Genomic DNA, 3,734 nt, shown 5'->3' on the forward strand with positions numbered 1-3,734 from the left:
AACAGCGCAGGGAAGAATCTTGCGCAAATCACCCACCCACGCGAAACCTCCTGCCAGGCATGCCCCAAGGGCACCCCACAAACCAAACCGAGTCACCAACGAAATGAACGAAATCGGACAGCCATGAGGATCGCATCTCGCAACGCACGCTCATGACCAGCGATCGCGATACGCCATCAACGTGCGATCGAACGCGGAATATCGTGGGAGACAAAGGGAAACCGCGCGACGCAAAGTTCCGACCTTGCAGAAGAAGGGATGGGTGCACCGCTGCGAGGACGGAATGCTCTCGATTTCACCGGAGGTCGCCCCGGCTCTCGCAGATGCCATTCGGGATGCAATCGCTCATCTCGAAAAGATCTGCTGCACGGTCGAAACCGCTCACGAAGCCAGAAAGAGAGCGCGCGATGGCGAGCAGTTCGCCGCTTTGCCGATTATAGCCGCGTGCTGAAGTGCTCACGCTTCTTCTTTATTTTTCAGCTTTGCCTGTTCGAGCGGCCAATATTCCATTTCGAACAGCTCGCGCTCGAAGATCGGAGCGAAGCGACCGAACTCTTCCGCCGACGCGCGCCATCTGCTCTAGCCGATCGCCGGCCATGCGCGCCCCTTTCTCAGTCGCACCGACAGCAAAAGCCCCTCCCCCGGCACAAGCGTCGCCAAGACGGCAGCCACCGTCGCCCCATCCGCCGCCTTAAATCTTTAGTATCCTTGACATTTATACGACCAACCCGTTCGCTTAACGCGCGAAGTACGCTGCTTCCGGGGAGGGCATAGGGATGATCAAGCCGCATTCGAACCGCGCGTGGCTGCTGTTGTTGCCTGCGCTTCTCATCTTGGGGTTTGTCGCTGTCCTGCCTCTGGTCGCGGTGTTCAACTATTCTTTCCACGACATCTTCACCCTCGACACGGCACTTTGGGTCGGGCCGCAATGGTATCTCGAGATCATCCGCGATCCGAGCTTTTGGGCGAGCCTCGGCCGAAGCGCATTGTTTTCGGCCATCGTGTTGTCGATTCAGGTGCCGCTGGGGATCTGGATCGCTCTCTTGATGCTGCGGATCGGTCGCTGGGCGGTGCCGGTGTTAATGATGCTCGCCCTGCCCCTCGTTGTTCCGTGGAACATGATCGCGGGCATGTGGCTCACGCTGATCGATTCCCAGGTCGGGCTTCTCGGCAAGGCGATCGCCGCAGCGGGGATTGGCTTCGACTACAAGTTCACCGCGCTGCATACCTGGATCCTGATCGTCGCGGCGGATACGTGGCACTGGCTGGGCCTCGTCGTGATCCTCTCCTATGCGTCGCTGTCGGCGATCCCGGCCTCCTATCGCCAGGCGGCGGCGATCGACGGAGCCTCACGGCTCGCGGTATTCCGCCATATCGAATTGCCGCGCATCGCCGGGGCGCTCTCGATCGTGCTGCTTCTGCGCTTCGTGGACAGCTTCATGATCTACACCGAGGCTTTCACGATTAACGCGGGCGGGCCGCAGGGTGCGACGACTTTCCTCTCGCTCGAACTGGGAGAGGACATTCGCAGCTTCACCTATGGCCGTGCCGCCGCGCGTGCGATGCTCGATTTCCTGATCGTGCTGAGCGTCGCATGGGCGTTCATCCGCATACGCGCCGGGCGCGACACCTCGCCGGAGACGACCCGATGAAGATGACGCGAATGCGCCCATCAATTCTGCTCGGCCTCGCCTTCGCAGCTCTGGCCCTCTTCATCCTGCTGCCCTTCGTCCAAACGGTGCTGTTGAGCTTCACGCTGACGCTGCCGCGCGAGGGATATCGCGAGGGGCAGGCGACGCTGATCAACTATGCCACCGTGTTCGCACGCCCCGACCTGCGCGATGCAATCTGGAACTCGCTTGTCTATGTTCTGCTCAACGTGGCGCTCTGCCTCGCCGCCGGACTGCCCGCAGCTTACGCGATTGCGCGCTTCCGCTTTACCGGCGATCGCCACATTCTCTTCGCGCTGATCGCCTTTCGCCTGACGCCGCCCGTCGTGCTGTCGCTGCCGATATTCATTCTCTTCGCCCATGTCGGACTGGTGAACAGCCCGGTCGGGATCGCGCTGGTGCATTGCGTGTTCAACCTGCCGATCGCGATCTGGATCCTCGAGAGCTTCATCGCCGCCGTGCCGCGCGAATTCGACGAGACCTGTTTTCTCGACGGCCATTCCTTCGGCCATTTCTTCGTCGGAAAGCTGATCCCGGTGATCGCGCCGGGGATCGGCGTGACCGTCTTCTTCTGCTTCATCTTCTCTTGGGTGGAGGTGGTCTTCGCGCGCATTCTGACGGTCACTGCGGGCAAGCCGATCACCATGGCGATCAGCGCGCTGTTCGGCTTTCAAACGGATATCGGGCTGGTGATGGCGATGACCGTTGTCTCGCTGATCCCGGGTGTCGCGATGATCTGGTTCGTGCGTAATCACATCGCACGGGGATTTGTCATTCGCACCTGAAGCCGCTCAGAATGCGGCGCGCAGAATGTCGCTCAGGACATCTTCGCTCAGCGGCACGGGATTCGCGGTCATGGAGGAGCTGGACCGCGACAGCCGCGCGGTCTCCTCGATCTCATCCGGATCGACACCCATCGCGCCAAGCCGGGGCAACCCCCATTCGTCGATCTGCCGCTCCAGCGCCGTGAAAGCGTCAGCCGGCGCAACCGCCAGCCCCTCGCCCAGCCAGCCCGCCACCTCGTGGAATCGCGCGGCCATCGCGGGATCGCCCGCCACGGCGGCACGGTTCGCCTGAAGCACTCCGGGCAGAAGCCGTCCGCAGATCGCCCCATGGGCCGCACCGCTCCGGCCACCGATCACGCCCGCAAAACCATGCACCGCGCCGAGGCCCGCATTGCCCAGAGCGACGCCGCCGAACAGGCTCACCCGCGCCATGTCGTCTCGTGCATCCGTGCTCTCCCGCGCCATCAGCTGGACCAGCGCATGGATCGCGCGCGGGATCGCATCGCGGCAAAGCGCGTCGGTCAGAATATTCGCACGACTGCAGAGATAAGGCTCGATCACCTGCGTCAGCGCGTCCAGCCCCGAGGCCAGCGTGACCGCACGCGGGCAGCGATCGGTCAGCGCCGGATCGACGATCGCGAGCGAGGCCATCATCCGATCGTCGCGCAGGCTGACCTTGCGGCGGTGTTCGGGGAACTGGATCACCGCATTGCGGGTGGCTTCCGCTCCGGTGCCGGCGGTAGTAGGGATCGCGACAAACGGCAGCGGCGGCGCGCTTAGCGGGCGCCCCTCCCCGACCAATTCAAAATGCACGATCGGATCGCTCGCAGCGGGGATCAGAGCCGCCAAAGCCTTGCCCAGATCAAGCACCGCGCCGCCCCCGACCGCAACGACACAATCGGGGCGCATCTCGCGCAACCGACCGAGCGCATCACATAGATCCGGATAGCTCGGCTCGCCGCGGCTGACGATCACCTCGACCGTCCGGCCCGCCTCGCGCAGAGTATCTTCCAGCGTGTCGGCCCAACCGACCGAACGCCCGCGCACGAGCGCTACACGCGCCCCGTAGCGCGCGATCAGCTCCGCGCCCGCATGCCGCTCGTCGCGCCCGAAGAGAATGCGGCCGGGAAAGCGCAGAGCGAAGTCCATCAGACCGACCTCGCCGCCGCGATGGTGGCCTCGACCGCCTTTTTCCACGCAGTGTAGCGGGCTTCGCGTGTGGCCTCGTCCATCTGCGGGGCGAAGTTGCGATCGAGCGCCCAGCCTTTGGCGAACTCTT

At 63.5% G+C, this 3,734-nt stretch carries 3 protein-coding genes; 2 read left to right on the top strand and 1 reads right to left on the bottom strand.

Going from position 1 to position 3,734, the window contains the following annotated elements:
- Window positions 1-776 precede the first annotated feature (776 nt).
- Both B6V74_RS18630 and B6V74_RS18635 read left to right on the top strand, forming a co-directional pair.
- Window positions 777-1,652 carry a sugar ABC transporter permease gene (locus B6V74_RS18630; protein ID WP_240497146.1) on the top strand — a complete coding sequence of 292 codons (876 nt, stop codon included), beginning with the start codon at window positions 777-779 and terminating at the stop codon, window positions 1,650-1,652.
- Complete coding sequence (locus B6V74_RS18635) at window positions 1,649-2,455, top strand: carbohydrate ABC transporter permease (RefSeq protein WP_233243250.1); 807 nt, start codon at window positions 1,649-1,651, stop codon at window positions 2,453-2,455. Before B6V74_RS18630 ends, B6V74_RS18635 begins: the two co-directional genes overlap by 4 nt.
- 6 nt (window positions 2,456-2,461) lie before the next feature.
- On the opposite strand, the gene B6V74_RS18640 is transcribed toward B6V74_RS18635, so the two are convergent.
- The gene (locus tag B6V74_RS18640) at window positions 2,462-3,604 is read right to left on the bottom strand and encodes an iron-containing alcohol dehydrogenase (protein ID WP_088723671.1); all 1,143 of its coding nucleotides are present in this window, start codon (window positions 3,602-3,604) and stop codon (window positions 2,462-2,464) included.
- Window positions 3,605-3,734: the final 130 nt, after the last annotated feature.

It is taken from the genome of Thioclava sp. F42-5 (assembly GCF_002213195.1).
GTDB classification, from domain to species: domain Bacteria; phylum Pseudomonadota; class Alphaproteobacteria; order Rhodobacterales; family Rhodobacteraceae; genus Thioclava; species Thioclava nitratireducens.

Bases quoted from the DNA above. Each gene is read 5' to 3' on its own strand.
- B6V74_RS18640 (WP_088723671.1), bottom strand. From the start codon at position 3,604: ATGGACTTCGCTCTGCGCTTTCCCGGCCGCATTCTCTTCGGGCGCGAC.
- B6V74_RS18635 (WP_233243250.1), top strand. From the start codon at position 1,649: ATGAAGATGACGCGAATGCGCCCATCAATTCTGCTCGGCCTCGCCTTC.
- B6V74_RS18630 (WP_240497146.1), top strand. From the start codon at position 777: ATGATCAAGCCGCATTCGAACCGCGCGTGGCTGCTGTTGTTGCCTGCG.